The organism is Streptomyces sp. NPDC006335, assembly GCF_040612795.1.
Classification (GTDB): domain Bacteria; phylum Actinomycetota; class Actinomycetes; order Streptomycetales; family Streptomycetaceae; genus Streptomyces.
The window spans coordinates 21,021-46,670 of the sequence record NZ_JBEXQX010000032.1; the positions used below are offsets into that span (position 1 = coordinate 21,021).

General features: G+C 69.8%; 29 protein-coding genes. 5 read left to right on the top strand and 24 right to left on the bottom strand.

Annotation, left to right across the window (positions count from 1 at the left end; all coding sequences use genetic code 11):
• Positions 1-19: 19 nt before the first annotated feature.
• From ABZ098_RS43410 to ABZ098_RS43525, 24 genes are all read right to left on the bottom strand, one after another.
• Complete coding sequence (locus tag ABZ098_RS43410) at positions 20-424, bottom strand: hypothetical protein (RefSeq protein ID WP_356600330.1); 405 nt, start codon at positions 422-424, stop codon at positions 20-22.
• A gap of 15 nt (positions 425-439) precedes the next feature.
• Positions 440-1,321 (bottom strand): hypothetical protein, encoded by an 882-nt coding sequence (locus tag ABZ098_RS43415; RefSeq protein WP_356600332.1) that lies wholly within the window; start codon positions 1,319-1,321, stop codon positions 440-442.
• 133 nt (positions 1,322-1,454) lie between these two features.
• Positions 1,455-2,582, bottom strand: coding sequence for a DNA polymerase III subunit beta (dnaN, locus tag ABZ098_RS43420; protein WP_356600334.1), 1,128 nt, complete (start codon positions 2,580-2,582; stop codon positions 1,455-1,457).
• A gap of 111 nt (positions 2,583-2,693) precedes the next feature.
• Complete coding sequence (locus ABZ098_RS43425; protein ID WP_356600336.1) at positions 2,694-3,215, bottom strand: WhiB family transcriptional regulator; 522 nt, start codon at positions 3,213-3,215, stop codon at positions 2,694-2,696.
• Complete coding sequence (locus ABZ098_RS43430; protein WP_356600338.1) at positions 3,212-3,679, bottom strand: hypothetical protein; 468 nt, start codon at positions 3,677-3,679, stop codon at positions 3,212-3,214. The genes ABZ098_RS43425 and ABZ098_RS43430 overlap by 4 nt, the downstream gene beginning before the upstream one ends.
• Positions 3,676-4,344, bottom strand: coding sequence for a GGDEF domain-containing protein (locus ABZ098_RS43435; RefSeq protein WP_356600340.1), 669 nt, complete (start codon positions 4,342-4,344; stop codon positions 3,676-3,678). Before ABZ098_RS43435 ends, ABZ098_RS43430 begins: the two co-directional genes overlap by 4 nt.
• A gap of 217 nt (positions 4,345-4,561) precedes the next feature.
• The gene (locus tag ABZ098_RS43440; RefSeq protein ID WP_356600342.1) at positions 4,562-5,074 is read right to left on the bottom strand and encodes a hypothetical protein; all 513 of its coding nucleotides are present in this window, start codon (positions 5,072-5,074) and stop codon (positions 4,562-4,564) included.
• A gap of 102 nt (positions 5,075-5,176) precedes the next feature.
• Positions 5,177-5,641: a Pycsar system effector family protein gene (locus ABZ098_RS43445; RefSeq protein ID WP_356600344.1), complete on the bottom strand. Its 465-nt coding sequence runs from the start codon at positions 5,639-5,641 to the stop codon at positions 5,177-5,179.
• Between the two features lie 39 nt (positions 5,642-5,680).
• The gene (locus ABZ098_RS43450) at positions 5,681-6,652 is read right to left on the bottom strand and encodes an ATP-binding protein (protein ID WP_356600346.1); all 972 of its coding nucleotides are present in this window, start codon (positions 6,650-6,652) and stop codon (positions 5,681-5,683) included.
• Positions 6,649-7,116 (bottom strand): hypothetical protein, encoded by a 468-nt coding sequence (locus tag ABZ098_RS43455; RefSeq protein WP_356600348.1) that lies wholly within the window; start codon positions 7,114-7,116, stop codon positions 6,649-6,651. Before ABZ098_RS43455 ends, ABZ098_RS43450 begins: the two co-directional genes overlap by 4 nt.
• A 125-nt stretch (positions 7,117-7,241) precedes the next feature.
• Complete coding sequence (locus ABZ098_RS43460; protein ID WP_356600350.1) at positions 7,242-7,673, bottom strand: RRQRL motif-containing zinc-binding protein; 432 nt, start codon at positions 7,671-7,673, stop codon at positions 7,242-7,244.
• Positions 7,674-7,860: 187 nt separating this feature from the next.
• Positions 7,861-8,091, bottom strand: coding sequence for a hypothetical protein (locus ABZ098_RS43465; RefSeq protein ID WP_356600352.1), 231 nt, complete (start codon positions 8,089-8,091; stop codon positions 7,861-7,863).
• A gap of 144 nt (positions 8,092-8,235) precedes the next feature.
• A complete protein-coding gene (locus tag ABZ098_RS43470; RefSeq protein WP_356600354.1) occupies positions 8,236-10,413 on the bottom strand; it encodes a hypothetical protein in 2,178 nt (725 codons plus the stop codon).
• On the bottom strand, positions 10,410-11,483 hold the full coding sequence (locus ABZ098_RS43475; protein ID WP_356600356.1) for a hypothetical protein: 1,074 nt from the start codon (positions 11,481-11,483) through the stop codon (positions 10,410-10,412). The genes ABZ098_RS43470 and ABZ098_RS43475 overlap by 4 nt, the downstream gene beginning before the upstream one ends.
• A gap of 87 nt (positions 11,484-11,570) precedes the next feature.
• Positions 11,571-12,863: a hypothetical protein gene (locus ABZ098_RS43480; RefSeq protein ID WP_356600358.1), complete on the bottom strand. Its 1,293-nt coding sequence runs from the start codon at positions 12,861-12,863 to the stop codon at positions 11,571-11,573.
• A 6-nt stretch (positions 12,864-12,869) separates the two neighbouring features.
• Complete coding sequence (locus ABZ098_RS43485) at positions 12,870-13,145, bottom strand: hypothetical protein (protein ID WP_356600360.1); 276 nt, start codon at positions 13,143-13,145, stop codon at positions 12,870-12,872.
• Between the two features lie 3 nt (positions 13,146-13,148).
• Complete coding sequence (locus ABZ098_RS43490) at positions 13,149-14,141, bottom strand: bifunctional lytic transglycosylase/C40 family peptidase (protein WP_356600362.1); 993 nt, start codon at positions 14,139-14,141, stop codon at positions 13,149-13,151.
• A gap of 192 nt (positions 14,142-14,333) precedes the next feature.
• Positions 14,334-15,974: an FtsK/SpoIIIE domain-containing protein gene (locus tag ABZ098_RS43495; protein ID WP_356600364.1), complete on the bottom strand. Its 1,641-nt coding sequence runs from the start codon at positions 15,972-15,974 to the stop codon at positions 14,334-14,336.
• A 215-nt stretch (positions 15,975-16,189) separates the two neighbouring features.
• Positions 16,190-17,350, bottom strand: coding sequence for a hypothetical protein (locus ABZ098_RS43500; protein WP_356600366.1), 1,161 nt, complete (start codon positions 17,348-17,350; stop codon positions 16,190-16,192).
• Between the two features lie 14 nt (positions 17,351-17,364).
• Complete coding sequence (locus tag ABZ098_RS43505; protein WP_356600368.1) at positions 17,365-18,240, bottom strand: hypothetical protein; 876 nt, start codon at positions 18,238-18,240, stop codon at positions 17,365-17,367.
• A gap of 130 nt (positions 18,241-18,370) precedes the next feature.
• Entirely contained in the window at positions 18,371-18,568 is a 198-nt protein-coding gene (locus tag ABZ098_RS43510; protein ID WP_356600411.1) for a DUF5999 family protein, read from the bottom strand.
• 309 nt (positions 18,569-18,877) lie between these two features.
• Positions 18,878-19,309, bottom strand: coding sequence for a hypothetical protein (locus ABZ098_RS43515; RefSeq protein ID WP_356600370.1), 432 nt, complete (start codon positions 19,307-19,309; stop codon positions 18,878-18,880).
• Between the two features lie 180 nt (positions 19,310-19,489).
• On the bottom strand, positions 19,490-19,624 hold the full coding sequence (locus ABZ098_RS43520) for a hypothetical protein (RefSeq protein ID WP_356600372.1): 135 nt from the start codon (positions 19,622-19,624) through the stop codon (positions 19,490-19,492).
• A 133-nt stretch (positions 19,625-19,757) separates the two neighbouring features.
• A complete protein-coding gene (locus ABZ098_RS43525) occupies positions 19,758-20,537 on the bottom strand; it encodes a hypothetical protein (RefSeq protein ID WP_356600374.1) in 780 nt (259 codons plus the stop codon).
• Between the two features lie 327 nt (positions 20,538-20,864).
• Here ABZ098_RS43525 and ABZ098_RS43530 point away from each other — a divergent pair, with 327 nt between their 5' ends.
• The 5 genes from ABZ098_RS43530 (at position 20,865) to ABZ098_RS43550 (ending at position 25,285) form a co-directional block, all read left to right on the top strand.
• Positions 20,865-21,203, top strand: a complete 339-nt coding sequence (locus tag ABZ098_RS43530; protein ID WP_356600376.1) for a GntR family transcriptional regulator — start codon at positions 20,865-20,867, stop codon at positions 21,201-21,203.
• Between the two features lie 501 nt (positions 21,204-21,704).
• Positions 21,705-23,411, top strand: coding sequence for a helix-turn-helix transcriptional regulator (locus tag ABZ098_RS43535; protein ID WP_356600378.1), 1,707 nt, complete (start codon positions 21,705-21,707; stop codon positions 23,409-23,411).
• Between the two features lie 41 nt (positions 23,412-23,452).
• Positions 23,453-24,436, top strand: a complete 984-nt coding sequence (locus ABZ098_RS43540) for an asparaginase (RefSeq protein WP_356600380.1) — start codon at positions 23,453-23,455, stop codon at positions 24,434-24,436.
• A 27-nt stretch (positions 24,437-24,463) separates the two neighbouring features.
• Positions 24,464-24,925, top strand: coding sequence for a DUF296 domain-containing protein (locus ABZ098_RS43545; RefSeq protein ID WP_356600382.1), 462 nt, complete (start codon positions 24,464-24,466; stop codon positions 24,923-24,925).
• An 81-nt stretch (positions 24,926-25,006) separates the two neighbouring features.
• On the top strand, positions 25,007-25,285 hold the full coding sequence (locus ABZ098_RS43550) for a helix-turn-helix domain-containing protein (protein ID WP_356600384.1): 279 nt from the start codon (positions 25,007-25,009) through the stop codon (positions 25,283-25,285).
• Positions 25,286-25,650: the final 365 nt, after the last annotated feature.

A 25,650-nucleotide genomic window follows, 5' to 3' on the forward strand; every position in this document is an offset into this window, starting at 1 on the left:
TACGCGGCGACCGGCACGGTCACGGGGTGGATTCGAGGAAGTCGAGCTGCTGCCCGCGTGCGTGCTGCTTTGCGTGGAAGGCCCGCAGGAGGTCGCGGCGTTCGTCACGGCAGCAGGTGCAGTGGTCCCACATGTTGACGGGCAGGCCGTCCGGGTTCAGGTCGCCCCACTCCTGCCACCACTCCTCGCCGGTGGTGGTGATGCCGGTGAGGATCGTGGCGCCGACGCAGCCGACGACCCAGCCGCGGAAGCCGGTCCGCCGGTGTCCGGGGTCCGGGTGGCCGGGGTAGCCGTGCAGTTGGACGGCGTCGCCGCTCTGGTAGGGGCAGTGGGCGGGCACCTGACGGCCCTTGGCGGTGGCGAAGGCCTCGCGCAGATGCTCGGGGATGTGGTCGGGCACGGGGTGCCGGGGCGCGGTGGTCACGGATGCCGCCCCCAGTCAGGCCGTGGTCGGCTTCGGTCGCGGGGCGGCTCGGTGGGCGGCGAGGGTGAGGCGCTGCTGCCAGGTGCGGGCGGCCTGCATGGGCGGGATGCCGCGCAGGGCCTCGCTGTAGAGCCAGCGGTCGCGCTGGTCGTCCAGGTCGTCGAAGGTGGTGGCGGTGCCGTAGGCGACGGCGGCCAACTGCTTCCACACGTCGTCGGTGTGCTGGCTGCGGCAGGTGGTGCACATCCGCTGGCCGACCACAGGATCGTGTCCGATCGCGCAGCCGTCCGTGCAGGGGTAGCTGGGCAGGCAGGCGCAGGCGAAGCAGCCGTCGGGCCTGGCCGGGTTCCAGCGGCGGTGTTTGGTCAGGCTGGGACGCGGGTCCGGTGCGGTGGGCCACCTGTGGCCGCAGTACAGGCAGCGGTGGTAGCGGCCCCATCCGGCGCGGCCGGGGTCGGCGGTGAGGCTGGTCGACCAACTGGACCGGGCACAGGCCGGGCACGTGGACCGGGTGGTGATGTCCTCGTGGTCCAGCCATTCGACGGTGATGAGGGTGACGGCCTGGGCTGCGGGGTCACCGGGGTCGGCGTCCTCGAACTGCCAGGCGTAGTCGTCGTCCTGGCCGCCCTTGGTCACGGTGATGTGGATGCGCTGGGTGCCGGAGCGGGTCAGGCCGGCGGCTTCCCGGTTGGGCAGGATGCGGTAGCCCCACACGCGCCGGTGGTAGGCGGTGGTGACGGCGAGGACGGCGCGGTCGGTGAGGTGCCCTAACGCCATCAGCCGGTCGTCCTCACCGAGGGCGGCGGCCGGGACGCCATAGAGCGTGTCGAAGCCTTCCTTGGCGGTGCCGGCCAGCGTGAAGGTCTGGTCGGGCAGGGCGTGGGTGAATCCGGTCATGGGTGGTCGCTCTCCGATAGGCGGGACAGATCGGGGTGCCGCGGTGTACGGCGTGGTGGTGCTGCGGGGCGGCCGGAGCGGCGTCGACGGCCGCCCCACAGGCGTGAGGGCCTCGGGTGCTGGGCTGGCTGGTTCAGCCGTTGAGGCGGATCGGCATGAGCAGGCCCCGGAAGATGCCGGCCTGTTCTGGGGCGTGCATCAGGGCGGGCTTGTCGCGGCCGTTGAAGTTCATCTGCACGGCGGGCCCGTCGATCTGCTGGAGGGTCTTGGCCAGCAGGCCGGGGTTGAAGGCGATGGTCAGCGGTTCGCCGTCGAGCTGGGCGTCGACCTGGTCGCGGCCGCGACCCTTGTCGTCGGTGCCGGCGCGGACGGTGATCTGCCCGTCGGCGATGTCGAGGACGATCGGATCGGTCTTGTCGAGCAGCGGCGTGATGTGTTTGAGGGCGTCGGTCAGGGCCTCGGTTCCGGTCGTGACGACGGACTCGAACTCGGTGGGGAAGCCGTACTTGGGCAGGGCGCCTTCGATGATGCCGCCGGTGGCCCACCGGCCGGGGACGCTCAGCGCGAACTGCGCCTCGGTGATGGTGATCTCGGCCGAGTCGGCGTCGGCGAGGATGCGGGCGGCATCCGCGACGACGTCGGCCGGAACGAGCGCGCTGCCCGCGGTGAGGGCCTTGGTCTTGCCCCGGCCCTTGACGGTCTTGTTCGGCGTCCAGGGCAGGTCCGCGACGTGGAAGCGGTACCGGTCGGTTGAGGACAGGGTCATCTCGGTGTCGCTGAGGGTGAACTGCACGCTGGTCAGCACCATCAGGGTGTCGTCGGTGCTGGCGGCCGCGGCGACCCGGGCCCCGGCCGCCGCGAGGGTGGCTCCGTCGACGGTGCCGCTGGCGGCGGGCAGCTCGGGCAGGGTCGGGTAGTCGTCCAGCGGCAGGGTGGGCAGCGTGATGTGGGCGGTGCCGCAGGACAGGGCGAGGTCGTTGCCGTCGAGGGCCAGGAGGGTCTGCTTGGTCTTGGGGAACGACCTGACGATGTCGGTGAGGACGCGTCCGGGCACCAGGAGCGTGCCGGGCTCGGACACCTCGCAGTCCTCACTGGCGCGGGCGGAGCGGTAGTAGTCGAACCCGCTCAGGGTGAGCGTGTTGTCGGCGGCGGCCTCGATGCGCAGGCCGGCCAGGAACGGGCGGGAGGGCACGTTCGGGACGGCGCGCATCGCCCACTGGGCGGCGTCGGCAAGTTTCTCGGTATCGATGACGAGTTTCACGGGCAGATTCCTCCGAAGGATGCGGGTCAGAGCCGGTACGAGCGGTGGCCGCCTGCAGCCCGCGCCGGGCCGGGCGCGAGGCACCCGCGGGCCCGGCGCAGGGCGCGGCGGCTATGCGGCCGTGAGGCCGTGCACAAGCCGGGCCAGGTTGCGCTGCTGAACCTGGGGGGTGAGCAGGCGGCCGGTCGGCATGGGCCCGTTGACCTCGCGGTCCAAGCGCACGATGCGGGCCTGGGCCACGGTCAGCGGGCGGTGGCAGGCGGCCGCCGCGCGCTCGCGGCGGGCCTGCTCCTGTTCGGCGAGGACGCTGATCCAGTCCGGACCGAGCCGGTCGGCCAGGCGCTTGCGCAGGTCGTTGCGCTGGCCGGGCGTGGTCGCAGCCCAGACCCCGTGCCGCGTGAGGTCCTTGTTCACCAGCGCCCACTTCAGGCAGTCGGCGGCGATGGGGCATCCGGAGCAGGCCTTACGGGCCTTGGCCAGCCGCCTGTCCGTCACCGCGCGGTCGGCGGCCCGGTCGCCGTTGGTGAAGTCGAACGTCTCGGGCTCCTGCTGACAGCGGGTCGGGGTGGGGCTGTGCGGGAAGTCGAAGCGGACCGCCGTCTGAGGCGTGGCGGTGGTGTCGGTGCGCTTCATGGCGTGACCTCCGGGAACGTCGCGGCCAGGTGGGGGAGTTGAGTCAGGACCTGCTCGAACACCGGCAGCGGGACGCGCCAGGGTCCGAGGGCGCCGCGGCAGGGCACGGGCAGCGGCAGGGCGTGGACGGCGTCAAGCTGCATGTGGAAGCAGCCGGGCTGCGCCCACGGCGAGCAGGGGCCGCCGGTGTCGGTGTGGGAGCTGTGGGAGCCGGTGATGCGGGCGACCGCCAGGACCGCGCTGAACTGCAGCGGGTGGTCGCGGAGGGTGCGGGCCACGACCGGGTCGCGCAGCGCGTGCCGGTCCATGCCGGACTCGGCACCGGCATGCAACAGGTACCAGCCCGGCGGCCACGCCTTCGGGCGGCTCTCGATGCGCTTGCCGCCGTGGACGATGCACACGGTCCAGGGCTGCTTGATGGTGATGCCGCGGATCCAGTCGGGCGCATACAGGGTGGCGGTCATACGGCCGCTCCCGGGATGGCGGTGCCGGGGCGGCCGGCGCGGCGGCCGTTGACGGACGGCACGTCGGCGTGGGAGCGGTCGGCGAGGACCGCGCGGCCACCGTGCTTGCCCGCGTACATGGCGGCGTCGGCGGCCCGCTGCAGCACGTCCAGGTCGGTGGTGCCGATCGCGTCGGGGGTGGCGGCGCCGATCGAGACGGTGACGTCGACCAGGCGCCCGTCGATGTCGACGGGCCGGGCGAGGGCTGCGGCGAGCTGGTCCAGGCGCAGGCGGCGGCGTGCGGCGCCGATCCGCACGGCGGCCGCGAACTCGTCTCCCCCGAGCCGTCCGACCACACCCCGGCTGCCCGTCCAGGCGGTAAGCCGGGTGGCGGTCGTGGCGAGCACGCGGTCGCCGGCGGCGTGCCCGTGCGTGTCGTTGATCTGCTTGAAGTGGTCGATGTCGCAGAGCAGGACCATGGCGGCCTGGGGGTGGCGGGCGGTCAGCTCGGTGGCGCGGGTGGTGTAGCCGTCGCGGCCGTGCAGTCCGGTCAGCGGGTCGCGGCGGGCGGCGGCCAGGCGCCGGTGCAGCGCGAGCGCGTGGACGGTCCAGCCGGTCAGCGGCACGGCGGCCGCGGCAGTGACGAGTGTGCGGGACGGCTGCCGTAACGCAGCGAGTACAGGCATGATGGGATCTCCTCCCGCCCGCGAGGGCGGATATGGGAAGAGGCGCACCCCGAGCTGTCCAGGCGTAAGGGGTGCGCCTCTTTGCTGTTCGGATGAGGGTCGGTGCCGGTCGGCCGAGGCGGTTGCGGCATGCTGAAGGCCGCCGGCGTCCGCGTGATGCCGGCAGCCTGGGGGCGGCCGTGCGCCCAACTTGCCGATGCTGCAGGCGCCTCCAGGCTCACAAGGCCGTCAGTCGCCTGCCGAGCGGGGCGGCGCGGTGGACGGTGCGGCAGTCGCCGTGGCGGTCGTCGTGCACGGACCGGCCGTGGGTGGGCCGCAGTTCGGCGAGGATCTCGATGAGCAAGTCCTCGCTGTCGAGGACGATGTCGGTGTAGCCGTCGCCGCAGGTGCACGGCACGATCAGGGTGAGCACGTCGACCGCGCCGTCGTCCTCGCTGATGCGCAGGGTGTGGTGCAGCCACAGGCCGCCATCCAGCCAGGCCGTCGCGGCCGGCTCGAAGGAGAAGCCGAGGGAGTGCAGGGCGGGGTGGCCGGTCCAGTCCATGACGTCCAGCACCGAGCCGAGCGTGGCCGGGTAGGCGTTGTACAGGTGCTGCGCGGCGGCCGTGACGGCGTCCTCGCGCTGTTCGTCCTCGGTCGGCTGGCCAGCGGCCTGCGCCATGTCGAGCAGGTGGGCCAGCGGTGAGTCGGCCGCGTACGGGCGGGTCACCGCGGTGAGGGTGTCGTGCATGTCGTACTCCCTTCCGGTGTGCCGGGCCGGGCTGTCCGGTCCTGCACCCGCTCCCACCCCTTCTGGCCGTGGCCACCCAGGGCGGGAAGGGACGCAGGACCGTCAGACCAGGACGCTCGCAGCAGCCACGACCAGGAGCGCGAGGGCGGCCAGGCTCAGGTCGACCGCGAGCCGCAACTGGCCGTACTTGCGCATCGCGATGACGGACAGGACACGGATGCGGGCGGGCCGGGTATCGCCCCGCATGCTCGCGCGGATGGCGTCCTCATCCAGACCAGCCCAGTACGGGAAGGACGCCCGGTCCGTACCGCGCGTGCGGGGGCGCACCACTAACAGCAGCAGGACGGCGGCTGCGGCCAGCGCGAGGACGGCGGCCGCCCCGACGGCCTTCGTGACGGACGGCAGGCCGCTGTCGGCGACCGTGGCGAGTCCGGCGAGGACCGCGCCGTTGAACGCCAGCAGCAGGGAGGCCTTGCCGTCGGTGCGGGCAACCTCGGTCGCCACCGTCATGCAGGCAGCGTCCAGGTTGGTGTCCTCGCTGATGGCGGAGGACGAGACGATGGTCATGGCGGTACTCCTTGTCATCGACGGCGTGCGGCGGCTGGTTCATGCGTGGACGGCGTCCGCGTACTGCGCTTCCAGGCCGTCGGGGACGTCCTCGGGGGCGTCGTCGGCGTGCGGGCCGTGGACGGTGCAGTACACGTCCGGGTCGTTCATGAGCTCGCCGGTCAGGGCCCGCAGGAGATCGCTCACGTTGTAGGCCGGCGCCCATGCCTGGCCCTCGCAGTCGTCGTCGACGGCGCAGCCCACCAGGACCTCGAAGCCGACGTCGCCCGCCCCGTCGATGTCGGTGCGCAGGGCGAGAACGATGCGGTCGGCCCCGAGCCGGATCTCCGCAACGCGGTCGCCGCCGGCGAGCTGCGAGCCGTCGCGCCAGCACCACATCGGCAGGATCTCGGGGCCGAACACCCGGCGCACCAGGAGCAGGTCGCCCAAGCCCTGGCCGCCGTCCCAGCCGAGATCCCCGCGCCGGGCGTCGCTGAGCCGCTGCAGCAGCGGCTGGAGGCGGTGGATGTTCTCCGCAACGACGACGTGGTCGAAGCCCTCGCCGGGCAGGCCGGGGAACGCGTCCACGATGGCAGCGTGCTGGGCACGCACGGCCGGCTCCGGCACGCTGCGGCTGGCAGCCCGGCCTGCCTGGCGTTCCACGCACGCGGACACCGGCGTGGGGATGACCAGCGCGACCGTGGGCACGCCGTGACGGCGCGCGGTCGCGATCAGGTTGGCGCGCACCGCCTGCTCGCTGTTGGTCGCGTCGACGACCGTCACCTTCCGGCGGGCGAGCCGGGCCTCCAGGACGGCCTGAAGTGCAAAGACGGCGTCGTCGGTGGCTTCCTGCGAGCCCGCATCGTCGCTGACCAGGGCGCGGAAATGGTCGAGTTCGAGGACCTGAGTGCCGGGCCAGGTGCTGGCCCACGTTGATTTTCCCGCCCCGGCCGCACCGATCAGGCAGACCAGCGCCTCGTGGGGGATCGTCGTGTCGACGGGCAGCGCATTGTTCAGGCGGAACGGCTTCACGCGGATTCTCCCTGCATGTCAACGGGACCGGCCACAACGGTGGTCGGGGGGGCGGTTACGGGGGCGGGTTCGGCCCAACAGCGGCGGGCGTGCCGGGTGGCCTGCTCGTGGGCGACATCCCGGAACGGTGCACCGTCGCCGTAGCGGGCATCGCGGCCGTGACCGCAGCCCAGGCACTGCCACGGATACAGGGCGGTGTCTCCCCAGGCGGTGCGCTCCTGGACGACGGTGAGGGCGCCGCCGCGGGTACGGATGCGGATCATGGTGCCGTCGGGCACCGTCTCCGTGGGCGGGGCGGGCTGGAAGGTGTGCGCGAGGTCGATCCACAGTTGCGCCTCTTCGAGCATGTGCTGGCGCCGCTCGCCTCGTTCGGTGCGGACGGCGAGCAGGAGACCTGCGGCTTTGTCACGCATGGCGCTCACAGGCATGGAGTCCTCGTCGTCGCGCATGTCGCTCAGGTGCATGGGGTCCTCCAGGTTGCGGGCCGGGCTGTCCGGCTCCCCTGGACCGCGCCCGGACCAGTCCGCCGACAGGCGGCACCGGGCTGGGCGGGTCAGGCAGCCGCCAGTACGCGGGGCGCTGTGGAAGGTCAGGCGGCCAGCCGGTGCGCTGGCGCCGAAGTGACGTAGCTGGCAGGGTCGGCCGGGGTGCCGTCGTGGCACTCCAGGCAACTGCCGAGGGTCTTCAGCGGGAGCACGTGGTGGTAGCGCCGGCCGCATTTGGGGCAGGTCTGCCGGGCGGCCATCGCCTTGTCGAGCGCGAGCTCCTTCGCGAGCGTCATCGGAAGCTTCGGCTTCGCCAGGTCGATCCGGTACAGCCAGGCGAAGCGCCGGCCGCCGCGGCACTCGATCCGGGCGACAGGACTCTGGCCACCAGGGCGCAGCCCCATCTCCCGTAACTGACGGCGGGTCGCCAGGGCTTGCCCGGCCTGCCTCCACCGGAAGACCGGGATCGAGCCGTCGCCTGGGTCGTACAGGTCGACATCGACCGTGTCGACGTCCTCGTGCTGCGGGGCGCCCATCATCGCCTCCAGGCGCTGGGCAGCCGTCGGGGCCGGTGCGGGTAGCGCAGGCCGGGCCGGTGCGGGCGGGGCCTGCCGATCCGGCGGCGCGGGCGGGGGATGAGCACGAGTGATCTCCTCCAGCGTCGGTGGAAGCACTGCGCCCCGCCGACCACAAGGGGTTGGCGGGGCGCAGTGAGTTCGGCGGTCAGGTGGTGCCGAGGGGCGTGTGCGTGCTGTGCGGGCCGGTGGTGGCGGGTGCGGTGTGTCCCGGGCGCGGGCTGTCCGGTTGCTGGGCAGGGGCGTCGCCAAGGTGCGTGCCGATGTAGTAGCCGGCCAGCAGGCCAAGAAGGAGCAAGACCTTGTGCCGGTTGGCTCGCCACCAGGTAGTGGCCTGGGGTTCGGTGAGCACGCCTATGACTCTGGGGCCTTTCGCCAAGACGAGAACTCCTTCGGTGTTGGGGACGGGGCGGCCAGGCAGAACACCCGGATATCGGCGCAATAGGCGCCAGGGCGGGGCTCCCACGTGCTGCGGGCCCGCACCCCGTGAAGGAGTGCGGGCCCGCAGCGGCAGGTGGGGGATCTAGTCGGAAGGAAGGCGCTCTCCGGTCTCAGCGTCGTAAGCGACGCCTGTCGGGGACAGGCGGATCGTCCGGGACTGCGCCCGGGCGCCCTCCTTCCACGTCTTGCCGCCGACCGCGATGTTGACGGTGATGTCCGCGAGCGGGTCGGTGACCGGCAGCGCGAGCTCAGGCGTCTTGGGATACCAACGGTCGTTGCCCCGCGTTGTCTGCGCGGTCTTGCCGGAGGCGTCGATGCGCAGGTACTTCGCGTTGCGGTCGAAGTACGAGCGCAGCTCGATGACGACACGCTCCCGATCGCTGCTCCACTGGGCAATGAGATCGGTGCTGATGCCGTCGAGCTTGACGGTCGCCCCGGAGCGCCCCTTGTAGGCGGCGGCCTTCGCCTGGCGTTCCTGCTGCGTCTGGTCGTCGGCCGCGTACTGGTAGACGCCCGCGATCGTGATGCCCAGGGCCGCGATCGCGGCGACGTAGGGCCAGGTCCGCCGGCGCGGTTGCGACTGCGGGGCGGCCTGGGGTTCGGGCGTGTGCGGCTGGGGGCCGCGGTGCCATTGCGGGGATGTGCTGTCTCCGGTCTTCTCGAACCATGCAGCGTCGTCAGTGCCCATGCGGGCGACCGTAGCGCGCAGTTGCACGGCTTGTCCGGGCTCTCCACTGAGATCGGCCACCTGTGCCCGGGTCTCCAACCAGGCCAGCGCCTGGGGGGAGTTGAGGCCGTGGGCGGTGATGTCCTCCCGCTCGTGGAGTGCGGCGAGCTGGGAGGCCTCGTTGAACCGGCCTTCGAGCGCGGCCTGGAGGACACGCTCGTGCCGGCTGAGGTCGCCGATGACGTTCGGGGGCAGGCTTTCCCAGTCCCAGGTGTCGTCGGCGGTGGTGAACGGGGCGTGCAGGTCCTCGATCGGGTCGACGACGTCGGTCTCTTCGCGGCTCGATGCCGTGACCGGCTCCGCCGGGGCGATGACGGCGGCCTGTTCGACGGCCAGGTCCTGCTCTACCAGTTCCTCGGTGGCGGCCTGCTGTGCTCGCCGGCGCCGCGACGACGTGTCGGTCAGTGCGATCTCGTCTTCGGTGAGGATCGTCTGGACGACGTCGACGTAGTCGGGTCCGATCTTCCACACCGCCTGGCCCGGGTCCAGGGTGGGGATGATGTCGATGAGCGACTGGGGGAGTCCCAGCAGGGCGCCGACGATTGCGGCTTCCTCCGGTCCGAGGCGTCCGACGTGGGCGATCTCGCACAGCTTGGCCAGGTCCTGCGCCTTGCCCTGCCCGAGGTCGGACAGGGTGTGCATCACGACGTCTAGCGACAGTCCGGCCTTGCGGCTGTTCTTCAGCAGCCGCTGGATCAGTTCGGCGGTGGCCGGGGACAGCAGGATCTGCCAGGCCTCTTCGAGGACCAGGTGGCGGTGCACGGCGGTGGACTGGCGCAGCCACACGTGCTCAACCCAGCAGGAGATCGCAGCCATCAGCGACGGGATCGCCGGGGAGTTGCGGTCCAGCTTGCTGAAGTCGAAGGACAGGATCGGCAGGTCGGTTTCCGGCAGGCTGGCGTCCTGGCCGTCGAACAGGCCGGTCAGGGAGCCTTCCGTGTAGCGGGACAGGGCGATCGCCGCGCCCTCGCCCCAATCGGCCAGCTTGGCGGCCGGCCAGCGGCCGTCCTCCGGCGCCACCAGCGCGTCCACCAGACCGTTCAGCGACGTCGCCTTCGGGTGGGCGAGGGCGTGCTGAAGGGCGTGGGCGGCCTGGTGGGTCAGGGCGCCCGGCTCCACAGCGGCGATCAGCGAGCGCACCAACTGCTCGCGGACCTCGCGCGGGAACAGCTCGCTGCACGGGTTGAGGGTGAAGGAGCCGGCCTCGATGACCCGGCCCTCAAGCGAGCGGGTCAGCGGCGCCCACTCGCCGCTCGCGTCCTCGCCGAAGGAGTCGACGACGACGTACTGGTGGCCGTTGTCGAGGATCTCGCGGCGAGCCCGGGTCTTGGCCGTCGTGGACTTGCCGGAGCCGAGGCCTCCCAGCGCGAGCGAGTTCGTGGACGGCAGGATCGCGGCGTCGGCCAGGACAGGGGAGAGGTGGAAGGCGCGGCCGTCCAGCAGGGAGCGGCCGATCGGGATGCCGGGAAACGCGGTGTTGGAGGCGATGAGGGGTGCGGTGATCGCGGCGTGGTTGGAGGGCAGGCGGATCACAGGATCGCCCCTTTCCGGGTGGATGCTCCGTGCGGGGTGGTCATCACGTGGGCGCGGTGCTGCTGGCCGGGCAACCAGTCGAGACGGATGCGGTGCCGGTCGGCGGCGAGGGAGGCGTGCCAGCGGGCGTCGGTGACGGCTTCGGGGCTGTCTCCCCACACGGTGAGGTAGCCGTCGAGGTCGACGAGGGTGGCGCCCTGCACGAGGGCGCCGTGCCGGGTGCCGCTGGCGATGGCGTGGGCGTCCTGCTTGACCTTGTCGGCCGTGAACGCCTCACTCGCGGCCTGCTGCCACTTCGCAGAGCGCCGCGACGCTGCCACCGGCAGCGGCCGGTACAGCACGGCGAAGGAACGCTCCGTCTGGTCGTCGAGCAGGAGCTTGCCCATCAGGTCGCCGCCGGTCTCTTCCGGCCAGCCGGTGACCCGGGCGGTGGCCGCGTAGCGGCCGTCCTCCAGGCCGACCCAGCCGGAGCCGCGGTCGACCACGGCGCACAGCGGCTCGGGGGCGAAGGGGGTGAGGGAGCCGAGGCGGGCGAACTCGCCCTCCAGCGTGGCCAGGATCCGGTCGGGCTGGCCGACCAGCCCTTTGGGGACGTGGACGGAGAGGGTCTGGGTGTGGTCGGTGAACTCGCCGACCGCGGCGTGGTGGGTGACGTGCACCTGGACGCCCGCCTGGCGGGCCTGCCCGCCCGCGAACGTCAGTGCCTTGGAAAACGCCTCGTGAAAAGCGGTGCGGCGCTGGTCGTCCTGCATGGTGCCGTGGCCCGGGTAAAGGGCCCAGGTCGCCGTGGCGCCGGGCTGATTGGTCATGGAGGCGGGCACGGTGCGCTCGCGCAGGTGCCGGTAGCCGACGGTCGCCCACCGGGCCATCGAGCGCGGGCCGGGCGCGAGGTTGAGCGCGGCCGCGGCGGCGCCGACCGCGCCGAACGTCCACACCGGGGGCGGCGAGATCATCGCGGACGCGAGGATGGCGCTCCCGACACCGGCGTTCACCCGGGTCAGCAGAGTCTCCGCCGGGCTCAGTCCGCGCTGGAGAGCAGGGATGCGGTAGCCGGGTGTCAGGGAGTACATCGGAACAACCTCCGGAAGTCTGAGGGGACGCGCCGGGCCCGGCCCCTCCCCAGCGATGCGGGGAGGGGCCGGGCCCGGCTGGACTCGTTACGGGGTGGGCCGCCGCCGACGGGGCGCCGACGGCGGGGGAGTGGCTGGAGTCTGGCCGTTGGCCGCCCGGTTTCGCTGCTGGCTGGGGAGGCCGTAGGCAGCGCGCACCCGGCTGCGGCGGTCGGCGTCCCGGTTCGCCTCACTGACGGCGGACTGGGTGGTCAGCCGTCCCGGCCGCCGCTGCTGCTTCACGCCGTACGCGGCGAGCAGGACCCCGCGGTCCTGGTGCGCGGCCCGGCCTGGGGTGTCGATGATGCGGCGCGGGCGACGGGCGTTCTCCCGCTCGTAGATGTCCGGGGCACCGGCCCGGACGACCGCGTGGGCCAGCCGGTTGTCGGTGCGCCGTTCCACGAAGGTCCGGGCGCCGCGCGCGATCCGAGGCCCGAAGTACGGGATCCCGTGGAAGATCATGCGCAGCATCAGGGCGTCCGCGGCGAGCAAGAGGACGGTGTCGACCACGAGCGAGCCGTGGGCGAGGGCGACGAACGGAGAGACCAGCAGCAGGGCGAACGGGCAGAACATCAGCCCAAGCAGGCGCATCGCCCACGTCTTCACGGCCGTCGTGTCGCCCCCTCGTGCCAGCGAGGCCAGCACGAGCGGGGCCATGCACACGAACGCGAGGATGCCGATATTGCGGGTGAGGAAGACCAGCCCGGCAGGGATGAGCGCCACCACCAGGGCGGAGATCAGCAGCAGCCGCACCAACGGCACGTCGGTGTCCGCCCCGTTCTGAATGTCTTCCACGATGACCTTGAACAGGGTCGACTCGTTGCTGCTGAACGCGGCCGTGAACGCTGCGCTCACGGCCCTGTTCAGCATCATCACCGCCCCCGGGACCGTCGCCATGCCGGCGACGGCCGCCAGGGTCCATCCGGTCGAGGCGCCCATCTGGCGCAGGCGCGGAGCGCCCTGCCAGGCGGTCAGGCCGCACACGACGACCACACAGACGAAGATGGCGACGGCCAGGTGCTGACCGAGCCACAGGAACGGCTCGTACAGGGCGCTGTCCGCGCTCTTCGGCGCCCACGAGTCTTTCGGCGCAACCAACCCGTTGATCTTCTTCAGGAGGCTCTCTGCGCTCTTCTGGACGTTGTCGGCGGCCCCGTCGGTGAGGCTGTTGCCCCCGCCGGTGCCTCCGCCAGGACTGATGCCGTGGTCCTTTTCGCACAGTGCCCGCATGGGCTTGGCGACCAGGCTGCACGGGTTGTCGTCCGTGGGCTCCGATTCGCAGATCTCGTAGGCCTGGCCGGTGAGCAGACTGCAGTTGTCGTTGTTGTCGTGGTCCGCCATGCGGGATCAGCCCTTGGCCTGGGTGACGGTGCTGAAGAGGGTGTCGCCGTAGATGGCCAGGACGACCGCGACGAACAGCGTGCCGACCGCCATCGACCCCTTGCGCAGGGCGCCCTTGGGGTCGTTGGGCGTGTGCATCAGCATGAGCAGCGCGATCACCGCGATGACGGCGGCGATGCCCTTGGTGACCAGGCCGGCGCCGGTCAGGCCGATCGTGTCGAAGAAGTCCTTGAAGCCGGTGGACATGTCGACGGGCTTGGCGAGGAAGAAGTGCTTGTTCATGGGTCAGATCTCCTTGTGATGCTGCGGGGTGGGGCGGGCGAGGCCGTACAGGTCGGTCAGCGCGTCGAGGCGATCGAGGCGGACCTTCGTGCCGGGGCGGGGGGCGTTGAGCATGTATCCGCCGCCGACATAAATGCCTACGTGGTGAATACCTGCGGCTGCTTTTCCGTAGAAGACGAGATCGCCGGGGCGGGCGTCTTCCGGCTTGACCGGCTCCGAGGCCGCGTACTGCTGGGCTGCCGTGCGGGGCAGGGAAATCCCGGCCTTCGCGTAGGCGTAGAGGGTGAGCCCGGAGCAGTCGAACCCGGTGATGCTCGCGCCGGACTTTCCGGCGGGTGAGCAGCAGATTCCGGTGCTGGGTCCGTTCGCGTTCCCGCCGCCCCACGAATAGGGCTTGCCGACCATCGCGTATGCGGCGTTGATGACGGTGGCGGCCTGCTGTGCGGGCGAGACGGTCCCGCCGGATTGCTGGTCGGCGAGCGCTTGAATCGATTTGACGTAATTCTGTGTCTCTTTGTACGGGGGAATGCCGCCGTATTTGCGGACGGCGCCGCTTCCCGCGTTGTAGGCGGCCAGCATGTTGGACTGCTGGTCACCGGGCACATCCTTGACGTCTTTGGCGATCGCGCACAGGTACTTGGCGGCCGACGGGATCGCGTCGGCGGGGTCGGTGACGTCGCGTTTGCCGTCGCCGTTCCCGTCGATTCCGTGCGCTTCCCATGTGGACGGCATGAATTGTGCGATGCCTTCCGCTCCGACCTGGGATCTTGCTTTCGGATTGAAATTGGATTCCTGGGTGAGAAGCGCGGCGAGCAGGTTCGGCGTGACCGCCGGGCAGGTGTTTCCCGCCGCCTGGATCAGGGTTTTGTACTGGCTGGGCACGGACAGGCTCAGCAGTGATCCCGCGGGATCGTCGCCGACCGCTTGCAGGCACGCGGCCACGGCGACGGCCGCGGTGGCGCCTACACCGATCGTGACGGCTGCAGAGGCACGCAAGGGGCTTCCTCCCTCCCTTCAGACTGCTTTGATCGTTTTCGCTGATCAGGATCGATTTCGGCACCCGCCCGGAGTCCGCCAGGAGTCCGCCGGACACGTGCCGTGCACCCGCCGGTCCGGCGGGTAAAAGCCGCCGGTCGGCGGGTGCACGGCGGACTTCTGGCGGGTGCTCCGGCGGGTGCATGCAGGGGCTCAGGACCCGGACTTGGCGGCGGCAATGAGGTCGGCGAGGTAGTAGCCCCGCACCCCCTTGTCGTCCTTCCCGGGGGCGACCCCGAGCAGTTTGGAGAGCTGCTTTCCACGCTCTCCAGGCCGGGTTTCCGTGATCCCCAGCAGGGGGGCCAGGTCGGCCGTGTACATGAACTCGACACCCTCATTCCGCATCAGCTCGATTGCCTGCTTGAGCGGAGACGACGGTCCGGTTTCGATCACCTTCTGCTGGCGATCGTGTACTTCGTCGACGATCTCCCACATGAATTCATCCGCAAAGTTGAATCCCCGGATGAGCGTGGATGTCCCGTGTGCGAACAGCACGCCTTGTCCCTTGATGTCGGGATCGAGCAGTGCCGGATTGATCGGGGCGATCGTTTCGAAGTACGTGTCACCGAGGGCGACCTTCGCGGTTCCCTCCGATGCCACGTAGAGGCACAGCCGGTAAAGGAACTGGTCCCTCACCATGACCGGAATCGCATTCTGAGCCGGACGCTGAGTGAGCATCACCACGGAGATCCCGGACTCCAGACACTTGGAGACCAGGGACCGTGACTTTTCAGCGATCCGTGCAGCGTTGTCCTTACCGGCGTTCGTCCCGTCGTGAGCGAAGAAGTCCGCCGCTTCATCGACAATGAAAAACACCGGCTTGAACTGCGGTTCTTCCTGCCGATTCCTTTTCGCCTCCTGGAGGCGCTCATACCGTCGGTCGGCCCGGGCGTTCAGTGTGTCGACCATGTCCTCATAGACGTCCGGGTTGTCGGACGCCTCGTACCGGACGGCGACTTTCTCGAATTGCGTCAGCCCGCAGAACTTGCCGTCGAGCAGGTACAGGTCGAACTCGCCGTAGGCGATCAGCAGACAGGTGATCAGACCGTTGATCAGGGTGGTCTTGCCGGTCTGCGTCATGCCCGCGACCAGCAACGATGCCTTGTTGAAGGTCCGCGCACCGGTCAGTTGGCCAGTGACGTCGTGGCCGAAGGGCACCCCGGCGAAGGCCTCGATCTGGTGCCGGGCCGGCGGGGTGAACGGGTGAGTGAACGGCGGCTCATCGAGCACCAGCAGGCGAACCCGGCGCTCGTTGTCCCGGCTGCGCTCCATCTTGGTGTGCAGCCGGGTCTTGCCGAACATGCCGGCCACTTCTCCCAGCCGCCGTTCGACGTGCGCGTACGTCTTCCCCTCAGGAACGAGGAAGTCGTAGAAGACGCCGATACCGGGCAGCGGCTCGATACGGACCTCATCCGCCCGGACGATCTCGTCCTTGCTGATCGCTCCGGCCTTGATGAGCGCCCCGGTCAACTGGGGGTGCGCCACGGCAGCCTGCGCGGCTGCCTGGTCGCCCCCGATCACCGCGGTAGCCGGGGCCTCCTGCTTCAAGGCGGTCGCGGGCTTCAACTCGCTCGCCAGCCACCGCTTAAAACGGGTACGCAACTGCCAGGCCGCATAGCCCAGCCCGACCAGGACTCCGACAACCAGCACGACGGTGACCGGCCACGACAGACCGAGCTTGTCCTTGATGGCAGCGAGGACACCGAACACGACGGCCAAGCCGCCGATCGCGCCCGCCATCTGCCCGTAGATGTCCTCGCTGACCTGGGATTTCTGGGACTTTCCGCTTCCCACATCCCCTCCTTTCGTGATCGCAGGCATGCGGGGTGATGGGTCTGTGCGGTGCGCGCCGGATCTACTCGCCGGGTCTGCGGACGTGCCGCTCGCCGGGTCTGCTCGCCGGGTCTGCACCGCGGTCGACTGCGGTGGTGCTTGGGGTTCCGGCAGTCGCAGCAAGGGCCAGCCCGCGCAGGCGGACTGGCCCTCACTGGTGGTGCCGGACGCACGGTTCAGACGTCCGCGTCCTCCTCTTCCTCGCTCTCGTTCTCGTTCTCGCTGGGGTCGTCTTCCTCCTTCGCCAGCAGCGCGCCCCAGGCGCGCCGCACCCGCTCCTCACTGCCGACGAAGCCGGCCTTGCGGTAGGCCTCGCCCGCCTTGCGGTAGGACGGGGGCGGGTCCTCGCGGTAGCGCAGGTGCCGCAGCACGACGTCCAACTGGGCATCGGTCAGCGGCTCGCCGGGCTGAGGGGTCGGCACGCCCGCGACGGTCGCGAGCTGCGCGAGCGTGACGGCGTCACGGTCCGCGTCATGCCCGCCGTGCCGGTCGGCGTGCCGGTCGTTGCCGGAATCGCCCTGACCTGCGTGACGGTCACGGGCGTCCGTGCCGGAGACGTCACGGCCTCCGGGCAGGGCCGGGTGATCCGCGCGGGAGGTGTCACGGTCGGCCGTGACGGGCAGTGCGGGCGCGGTCGGCGTCCACGTGTCGAGTTCGGGCAACCGGATCGCCGCGACCGAGGCGGGCAGCGCCTTCTCCGAGACCGTCGTGGCGGTGGACACGGCCTGCGTGTGCAGGTCCTCGGTCATGGTCTGCTGGATCTTGAGCTGCGCCTTGCGGTACTTGGTCTCGGCTTCGGCGACCCGCTTCTCCAGCGTGGTGGCCAACTCCAGCAGCTCGATCCGGTCCGCGGCCTCGGCTTCCATTTCCTCCAGGCGGTCGGCGACCTGCTGGCGCTTGACGTCGATCCGCGTCTGGGTGTCGGCCGACACCTTGCGACCTAGCGAGGGCAACGCAACCCACCAGGCACCCTTGGTCGCGACGATCGCGACCGGGGTGAGGATGACGGCCAGGTCGAACTGGCCGTGGGAGGTGAGGATCAGGTCGGCGGTGGGGATGGCCGCGTTGATGGCGGTCAGGGCGAGGCCGGCGTACTGGACGCGGCGGGCGCGGGCCCGGTTGTTGCCGGAGAGGATCTCCGTGGCCTGCATGACGACCCACAGGGCGTCCAGGGCGCCCACGGTCGGCACAGCCCAGCCGCCGAACGCGGGCTGCAGGATGGTGTAGCTGACGAACATCGACAGGATGGCCACCCCGAGGGTGACGATCCCGAGGACGCTGATTACCGCGCCGCGCCGGGACGGCCGCGGCCACTTGAACGGGTTGAGGTGCTTCATGCTCGACTCCTTTCTCAGGCGGTGGCCGCGCCCATCAGGCGGCCGACCTTGGTGATGTGGTTGTCCTGCTGTTCGATCAGCCGCCGCACCTGCTCCGTGAGCGGGACGTCGGTGCTAAAGGAGCTGTAGTAGCCGCTTCCGTAGACGTCGGCCGAAGCGATGTGCCAGTCCTTGGCCTCGGGATAGCCGGCCTGGGTGAGCGCGGCGACGTGACCGAGGTCGGCGTACAGGTGCTTCTCGTGCATGCGGGCGATCTCTACAGCCCGGTCGTCGAACCTGGCGGCCGCGGTACGGGTGCGGTCCTGCGCGTCGACCAGTCGGGAGAGCGCGGCCAGCCACTCCGTGGCGGCCTCGCCGGTGCGCAGGTAGGCGTAGGCCGACTCCAAGGCCTTCAATTCCCGCTCGTAGGCCCGCCATCGGTCCGGGGCGTCACCGACGACGGCCTTCAGGTCGGCGACGTAGGCGGCGTCCTTCCACTGCTCTGCCGCCTCTTCGTACAGGTCGTCCAGGATCTGCCCGGCGCAGCGCCTCAGCCGGTGCTCGGTGGGGTTCTTGCTCTGCGGCACGTACGTCAACTGCGGGTCGTCCCAGAACGACTGCGGCTGGACCGGCTTCGGCTCGCGGCCGGTGAACGGCGCGAACGTGAACCGGAGCCCGCCGTACGGGCCCGGCTCGATCTTGAGCAGGTAGGGCGGGAAGTGGGGCTGGAGACGGGTGATGATCGTGTCCATCTCGGTGGCCGTGAGGGTGACGGTGTGACCGAGGGCCATGGCTTCTCCTTGGCAGGGCTGGGCCGGCACGTTCGCGTTCTGCTGCGGCAGGGCGGCCGGCTCCTTGCGCAGCAGCCCGGAATCGTCCAGGAGCGCGCGTAACGGAATGAGCTGGGACACGGAAGTCCTCCGTGATCAGACGGAACGGGGTGGGGCGGCGCGGCTGCGCGGCTCCCCTGGACACCGCCCGGACCGGCCGCCAACGGGCGAGGCCGGGCCGGGCGGGTCAGGCAACCGACAGACGGTGCGCTCACACCAGGGCGAGCGCGGGGACGGGACGGTGCGGGGCAACAGCCCTGCCGTCCGGCAGGAGTTCACCGGTGTCGTCGAAGAGCAAAACGCCGTTGCACAGCAGACTCCAGCCCTGCTCCGGGTGCGCGGCCACCACGACCGCGGCTTCCGCGTCCGCGCTGTCGGCGGTCGGGCAGGCCGGGATGTGCCGGCACAGGGAGCGCGGCTGGCGACGGGTCGACGTGTGCATCAAGACCTCCAGGCGGTGAGAAGCGGGATGCGCGGCTGCGCGGCTCCCCTGGACCACGCCCGGACCAGCCGCCGACGGGGGCGGGGCCGGGCCGGGCGGGTCAGGCAGCCGACAGAGGTGGCGATGTCGGGCTGGGGTGATGGCTCATTCAGTGGCCGTTGGCCCGGCAGGCTCCGCAGACGCCACCGGGCCAGTTGTCGAACCAGCCGCCGCAGGAGCTGCATTGGCCGCTGTTGCGGCACAGGTGGTGGCGTAACCGTGCGAGGCGCCGGCGCCTCATGCGAGGGCCTCCGTGCGGCGCACGGTGTCGGCCTCGCGGACCAGGTAGTCCGAGTCGGTCCACACGGAGCCGATCGCGAAGGGCTCGCTCCCGGCGCGGGTGACGTCCTTGACGATCAGCGCCCACTGCGCGCAGCGCCGGTTGAGCAGGCCGCGGGCCCTGGCCGGGTCGCGGGTGACGGCGATGACCTCGAAGGCGCCGTCGCTGTTCTGGTAGATCGCCCCGACCCCGCGGGGCCCGATCTGGTCGTCGACGACGCGGCGCAGCGCCTGGATCGTCGCCGGGTCGGGCAGCACGACGTGCTGCTGGGGGTGGGGGCGGCCGCCGGACGGGCTGGCCTGCCGGCCGTCCCGCTCGTGCGGGGCGGGACGGATCGGCAGCTGAGGCTTGGTGTCCAGGGCGGGCTGAAGTGTCATGATGCTGGGCATGCAGGTCGTTCCTTTCACCGGGTGACCTGCGACAAGAACCCCCAGGGCTGCAATCCCTGGGGGTTCGTCGCATGCGTGGCCCGCCGGAAAACGGCGGGAAGTGCGTCCTGCGCACTCCGCCGGCCACCAGCCCCGTGGTGAAGCGGGGGCGGTAGACGACGGGCAGCGCAGGGCTGCGGGTCAGGCCTGGGTGCCGCGTGCGGCGTCGCGGGCGTCCATCTCGTCCATGAACTCCGCGTATTCGGCCTGGTCCATTGCCTCGTACGCCTCGTGCATCTCCGCCAGTTCGGCCTGCTGCTTCTCGTACTCGGTCATCCGGGTCCTCCTGGTCTGATTGGTGGGGAGTGCGTCCTGCGCACTCCGTCGGCCGTCGGCACCGCGGTGAAGCGGGTCGGTCACCGACGGGCAGCGCAGGGCTGCGGGTGCCGGAATGGGAAAGAGTGGGCAGTCAGTTCTGCGGCTGGACGTCCTGTCGGCGCTGGCCGTTGGCCGCAGGCCGTACGACGAAGCCGTCGCGGGTGAGTTGGACCGTCTCCACGCGGCGGGTCCTGCGGTACAGATCCGGGTGAGCGCTTCGCATCCGGTCTTGGGCGAGCCCTGAGATCCGGGCGGCGAGACGGTGGCCCGTCTCGCACGGCCTGTTCGCCTTGCACGGCGAGCAAGTGGTGCGGTGCTGCTGAAATGCCGTACGCAGCTGCCCGTACAGGGCGGGGACCTCGGTCTGGATGATGCGGCGGATCCGCTGGCGCAGCTCGATCACGGTGACGCAGTGTCCGGAACGGCACTGGGCACAGTCGTCCTGGAGGTGCTCGGCAAGCAGCTCGCGCGGGCCGCGGGTGGCGGGGGGCATCTGGCCCGTCGCAGGCGCGGCCTGCGGGCGCGGCTTACGGACCGGGCGAGTGGTGCGTCGGCTAGAGGCCGTGCTCTCCGCGGCAAGGAGCCGCTGGGACCACTGCTCGGGAGTGAGGTCGATGTCGATGCGCTGCCCGCTGCCATCGCAGCGGCGGCCGTTCGATGGCCGGGCCACGGTGATGTCGTCGCGGTAGCGACGATCTTCGGACCTCGGCTGGTCAACTCCGTCACGGTGCGGGCGGATCATCGATCGGATCAGGCGGCGCCAGGTGTTGCACTTGGGGCAGACCACCATGCGGGGCTCGCCATCACGGAGGTTGAGGTTCTCGGGGCGCATCGTGCTCGCCTTGATGGCGGGACGGCCGTTGTGACGCATCGGTTCTCCCTGGGGTTGCGATTGCGCTCTCCTTCGGCCAGGAGACGGGCGGAGCTCGGTCCTGACCGGCGGGCAGCGCAATAGCTGCGGGTGGCTCATCTGGCTGTGCTCCGAGGGACCGCGTCGAACTCGTCACCCCGGCCGCGCCTGAAAGCAGCGGTCAGCCAGACATATGAAGTTGATCGGGAGGCGTTGTGGGCCTGGAAGGGCGGTCACGACCTCACCGACTTACTTAGCTTGGTTGACACAGTGCAGCACGGAACCACACTGTGTCAACTAAGCTGGTGAACCTATCTAGATTGATGAGGGAGCTCTACGATGTGGCTCATGACGGCCGAGGACTTGCAGCCCTACCAACGCATCGTGCAGGACGTGAAAGACCAGGTCAGACTTGGCCGTTTGAAGGGGAATGACAAGCTGCCCAGCACCCGAGAGCTCGCGGACCACTACGGCGTGGCTCCCGGTACGGTGCAGCGAGCACTCACCGAGCTCCGCGCCGATGGCGTCATCTACTCCCACCAAGGGCGCGGATCCTTCATCCGCGAGTCGGCCATCGACGCCGTCGCCGATCCGACCTCCCAAGCGATCAAACGCCTGGAGGAGCAGGTTGCGGAATTGGCTGCGCGGCTGGATCGGCTTGAGGCCGGCGACGGCAAGAGCAGCTGACTGCGCATCACAAAGAGGGGTGGACTGGGTTGCATCAAGCACGACGCTCACCGATCCCTCCTGTTGGAGGACGTCAGCAAGGCCTTCACGACCAGCCCAGTCAGGCCGGTGTTGGCCACTGTGATGGCGATGTCGCGAATGACTACCAACAGCACCGATACGACCAGGCCAGCCGCCAAGATCGCGGCAAGTCGTATCACCACTGCGCCAGGTCGGCCACGAGACCGGGCCCCTATGACCGGTCTCGCGCAGGGGGAGCAGTGTGTCGGCGTCGCCCCTGTGAGCGTGAAGTCGACGTGGCGACCATGTGCGTCAGCGACAGTGTGCGTCGCGCTGTGGGCATGCCGAATCTCAGTCATCTCGCCCTCCTGAAGTGGCAGTTGGGAACTCCGCCTGGTGGAGTCGCCACTACAGGTGTAGGCGTGATCTTCAGCAGCTTCTACGGTTGGCCTGTATCCGTCCGGCGGATACAGGGACTTGGATACATGGAGGGGGCCCGGAATGGGGCAGCGGCCGAATGTGCTGACGCCGGATCAGTCGCCCCAGCATCGCCTTGGTTACATGATTCGGGAACTGCGCGAGGCGCGCGGCATGTCCATGCGAGATCTCGCCGCCAAGACGTTCGTTTCGCACTCCAAGGTGCAGCGATGGGAGAACGGCGACCGGCCGCCAAAGGAGCGGAGTGAAGTTGAGCTCATCGACCAGGCGGTTGGTGCTGGCGGGTTCCTGATCGAGCTGTGGCAGGAGATCGACCGAGGTGTCACCGGGGCCGGACATGTATCCGATCCAGTGCTCCATGTATCCGATACATCGGCAGACCTGGCCACAGCCCTGTCCCAGGCGGCAGCGTCGAACGGTGAGGGGATCTTCGTCCCCCGACGACTCGACGATGGAACGGTGGTGCTCGTGGCACTCGATCGACGCGCGCTGTTGCGCGCCGGTGTGGGGATCGGCGCGGCAGCGATGGCTGGTCTTCCCGCGCCGGCGGCCACGGTGGTCAGTCCGGCAGAAGATCCCTTCGGGTTCGCGAGAACTGCCTCCGAGAGCTGGTCGGGGCTTCGGCTGTCCCGGCCTGTCCCAGACTTCGGGGTCGATTGGCAGGCCCTGCTGCCGGGAGGCCGTTCGATGCTCGGTTCCCAGCTCTCCCTCCAGGTCCACCCCGCGCGCCTTGAGGGGAGCCGTGTGGTCGTGTCCATCCCTGACCAGCGGCGCGCGGAGGAGTTCCTGTCCCGGCCGCACCGGAGCCTTCTGGTCGGGGCAGTCAGTACCGAGGGCACTTCTACGTTTTACGCCCTTGACGGGCGCGCGGCCCGCGGCAAGCTTGCGCGGAACGGCGGCGTGTACGAGGTCGCCGCGCCCGCCGCATACGAACTGGACGATCTCACCTACGGCATCCTGTGGGCCGTCAGCAACTACGACGACGCACTCCAGGCTGATGACCAGGCGCTTTCCGAGACGCGCAGCGATCTCAAGGCGTATGAGCGGCTGTCCTCCTCCGCGGTCAGCCGGGAGGCCGCGCCCGGACTGAACGGGGTGGCCCACATGTGGCTGGGCTCGGACTTCTGCGCGCGCCACATCCTGAAGGCGCTGCCGGAGCTCCCGGAGCTGCCAGCGTTCTGGACGCGGGAACAGCGAGGTGAGGAGGCCAGCGCCTGGCTGATCTTCGATCACAAATTCCCGTATCTGCGGGAGACCACGAAGGCGCTCGGCAGCGCAAGCACCCGGGCGTTCTGCATCCCGGAGGAGGTCGTCCGTTCGTCTCCAAGGTACGAGCGGATCCTGCTGTTCCTGGCCGTAGCGCTGATGGAGTCGCTAGGGATCCACGCGCAGTTCACGTCCGATCCCGCGTACGAGTCCGTTGAGGGGTTCGTGGTCGCGCCCGACAAAGAGGCGGTGATCGCGAACTGGGTCCGTGGGGACGGCATGTGGCATGTCGACGTGACCTCTCGGTCCTCGGTCGTCCGCGAGTTCACGATCGCGGCGCGCGACGTCGACGCGGACTCGCTCACCGCAGCGCCGACGGCTGCCGGACGGCTGCGTGCTCTGGCGCAGTACCTCGATCTGCCGTGGTCCTGGTTGATCCAGCGGTGCGGCCAACTCGCCCGGTACGGATCGTCCGGGTTAATCCAGTCCCGCAGTCGGCTGGTCTCCGCGGCTGGCATCGACGCTGCCTGCGCGTACGTGGCATCTCTTCCGGCCGATCACTGACCCGCACCACTAACTGCCTATTCATGAAGGAGAAAGAGGCCATGGCCGACAACGTCCGGCGCGTCGCAGTGATCTCGCTCGGCGGCACGATCGCGATGACTGCACAGACCGTCGGCGGCGCGACGCCGACGCTGTCGGCCGACGACCTCGTCGCCGCGGTACCGGGGCTCGCCGACACCGGCATCGATGTGGAGGTACGTGACTTCCGCCGCCTGCCCGGCGCCTCGCTGTCCTTCTCCGACCTGTTCGAGCTCACCGCGACAATCGAGACGCTTGCGGTCGACGGCGTGGTCGTCACCCAGGGAACGGACACGATCGAGGAGACCGCGTACCTGCTGGACCTAGTTACCACGGGCGACATGCCGATCGTGGTCACGGGCGCCATGCGGAACGCGAGCATGGCGGGAGCGGACGGCCCCGCGAACGTGCTGGCCGCGATCCGCACCGCGGCCAGCACGGAAGCCCGGGGCACGGGCTGTGTGGTGGTGTTCGGGGAGGAGATCCACGCTGCCCGCTGGGTCCGCAAGACCCACTCAACGCGCCCGACTGCCTTCACCTCGTACCCCGGGCCGATCGGCTACGTCGCGGAAGACCGCGTACGGATCCTGGCCCGCCCCAACGCGGCCCCGACGATCGTTCCCCGGGACATCGCCGCTCCCGGCGTCCGCACCACCATCTTCACGGTCGGGATCGGAGAAGACGGAACGCTCCTCCAGGCCCTCGGTGACCACGTCGACGGCCTGGTCGTCGCCGCATTCGGGGCCGGCCACGTCCCGATGGCCTGCGTGGACGCCCTCACCGACCTCGCCAAGCGCATGCCGGTCATCCTGGCCACCCGCACCGGATCCGGTCCTGTGCTCCGGCAGACCTATGGCTTCCCCGGCTCCGAGTCGGACCTACTCGCCCGCGGGCTGATCTCCGGCAGCACTCTGGACCCGGTCAAGGCACGCATTCTGCTTCAGCTGCTCTTGATGACTGGCGCTGACAACGACGAGATCGTCCAGGTCTTCAGCACCCTCTCGTAACTACCCCAACAGCCCCGGGACCCCATCTTGCGCAGCTACGAACTGACAACCGGCCGGACCTTCGCCGTGAACTTCGACCACGGTGACGACTTCTTTCCCACGCTCGCCGCTTTCTGCCGTCAGAACGGCGTGCGGCACGGCTACATCCCCATGTTCATCGCAGGCTTCGCCGAAGCCGAGATTGTCGGCGCCTGCGAGAAGCTGGAGAACCCCGAAGCTCCCGTGTGGAGCAAGGTCCATCTCACCGGGGTGGAAGCGATGGGGTGCGGAACGCTTGCGTACGACGCTGAGACGGACACGGTTTTGCCGCACATCCACACCTCGTTGGGGGAGAAGGCCCGATCGGCCACCGGGCACACGAGCCATCTACTCAGCGCCCAAGTGCAGTTCCTTGTCGAAATGCTCGTAGTCGAAGTTACGTCGCCCGTGATGACACGACCCAAGAACCCCGACCTCTACGACGTGCCCCTACTGACCTTCGGTGAGTGAGTGCCACTGGCACGATCTCAAATGCACCACCAGGCGCAGCAATCCATGTACAGTTTCGGATCACACATGGAAGGGGGAGCGATGACCGATCTGTTCGAGGCGGTGGACGCGCTACTCAGCCGTCCTGCTGATGTTCTTCCTCCGCCTGAGGTTCGGGCCCGACTCCGCAAGGCATCTGGCCTGACGCAGGAAGAGGTCGCCGACGCCTTCGGTGTGCACCGGATGGCCTTCCTCCGCTGGGAGAACGGCCACTCCATGCCACGCCCCAAGCACCGCGCCGCCTACTTGCGCCTGCTCAAAGGGTGGGCCGAGAAGCACCCTGAGGCCGCCTCAGGCTCCGAGCTGACGGAGGCATGCTGACGTGTACGAAACTGCCCGATCCCCGTAGAAACGCCGAAGCGGCCCTGTCGCCACAACAGGACCGCTTCCTAGCGAATCGACTCACCAGCCCTGAGAAGCCTGAGTCGTGAGCAGCGAGGTGACCTCGTCTGCCGGGTGATGCCCGTGGGCCAAAGGCCCGCGTGGTCACCTATACCCAGAGTATGCGCTCCAGACAGCGCAACGCCACTACTCCGGGGTCTTGCTAGGTCACACCTGCTGGTCGCGGCTCCCCTACCTGGGGAGATGACCCAGTTGCACCGCCCGCTCCACCGTCCGCCAACACCGCGGACCACAGATCTTGCCGGTGTATCCGGCACACTCGCGCATCCGGCAGCGCACGCGGA

Excerpts from the sequence above, each read along its gene's own strand:
- ABZ098_RS43455 (WP_356600348.1), bottom strand. The coding sequence starts at position 7,116 with ATGCACCTGAGCGACATGCGCGACGACGAGGACTCCATGCCTGTGAGC.
- ABZ098_RS43485 (WP_356600360.1), bottom strand. The coding sequence starts at position 13,145 with ATGAACAAGCACTTCTTCCTCGCCAAGCCCGTCGACATGTCCACCGGC.
- ABZ098_RS43500 (WP_356600366.1), bottom strand. The coding sequence starts at position 17,350 with ATGAAGCACCTCAACCCGTTCAAGTGGCCGCGGCCGTCCCGGCGCGGC.
- ABZ098_RS43445 (WP_356600344.1), bottom strand. The coding sequence starts at position 5,641 with ATGACCATCGTCTCGTCCTCCGCCATCAGCGAGGACACCAACCTGGAC.
- ABZ098_RS43525 (WP_356600374.1), bottom strand. The coding sequence starts at position 20,537 with ATGCGTCACAACGGCCGTCCCGCCATCAAGGCGAGCACGATGCGCCCC.
- ABZ098_RS43480 (WP_356600358.1), bottom strand. The coding sequence starts at position 12,863 with ATGGCGGACCACGACAACAACGACAACTGCAGTCTGCTCACCGGCCAG.
- ABZ098_RS43530 (WP_356600376.1), top strand. The coding sequence starts at position 20,865 with ATGACGGCCGAGGACTTGCAGCCCTACCAACGCATCGTGCAGGACGTG.
- ABZ098_RS43550 (WP_356600384.1), top strand. The coding sequence starts at position 25,007 with ATGACCGATCTGTTCGAGGCGGTGGACGCGCTACTCAGCCGTCCTGCT.
- ABZ098_RS43430 (WP_356600338.1), bottom strand. The coding sequence starts at position 3,679 with ATGACCGCCACCCTGTATGCGCCCGACTGGATCCGCGGCATCACCATC.
- ABZ098_RS43425 (WP_356600336.1), bottom strand. The coding sequence starts at position 3,215 with ATGAAGCGCACCGACACCACCGCCACGCCTCAGACGGCGGTCCGCTTC.
- ABZ098_RS43515 (WP_356600370.1), bottom strand. The coding sequence starts at position 19,309 with ATGCCCAGCATCATGACACTTCAGCCCGCCCTGGACACCAAGCCTCAG.
- ABZ098_RS43540 (WP_356600380.1), top strand. The coding sequence starts at position 23,453 with ATGGCCGACAACGTCCGGCGCGTCGCAGTGATCTCGCTCGGCGGCACG.
- ABZ098_RS43535 (WP_356600378.1), top strand. The coding sequence starts at position 21,705 with ATGGGGCAGCGGCCGAATGTGCTGACGCCGGATCAGTCGCCCCAGCAT.
- ABZ098_RS43440 (WP_356600342.1), bottom strand. The coding sequence starts at position 5,074 with ATGCACGACACCCTCACCGCGGTGACCCGCCCGTACGCGGCCGACTCA.
- ABZ098_RS43435 (WP_356600340.1), bottom strand. The coding sequence starts at position 4,344 with ATGCCTGTACTCGCTGCGTTACGGCAGCCGTCCCGCACACTCGTCACT.
- ABZ098_RS43415 (WP_356600332.1), bottom strand. The coding sequence starts at position 1,321 with ATGACCGGATTCACCCACGCCCTGCCCGACCAGACCTTCACGCTGGCC.
- ABZ098_RS43520 (WP_356600372.1), bottom strand. The coding sequence starts at position 19,624 with ATGACCGAGTACGAGAAGCAGCAGGCCGAACTGGCGGAGATGCACGAG.
- ABZ098_RS43475 (WP_356600356.1), bottom strand. The coding sequence starts at position 11,483 with ATGTACTCCCTGACACCCGGCTACCGCATCCCTGCTCTCCAGCGCGGA.
- ABZ098_RS43460 (WP_356600350.1), bottom strand. The coding sequence starts at position 7,673 with ATGGGCGCCCCGCAGCACGAGGACGTCGACACGGTCGATGTCGACCTG.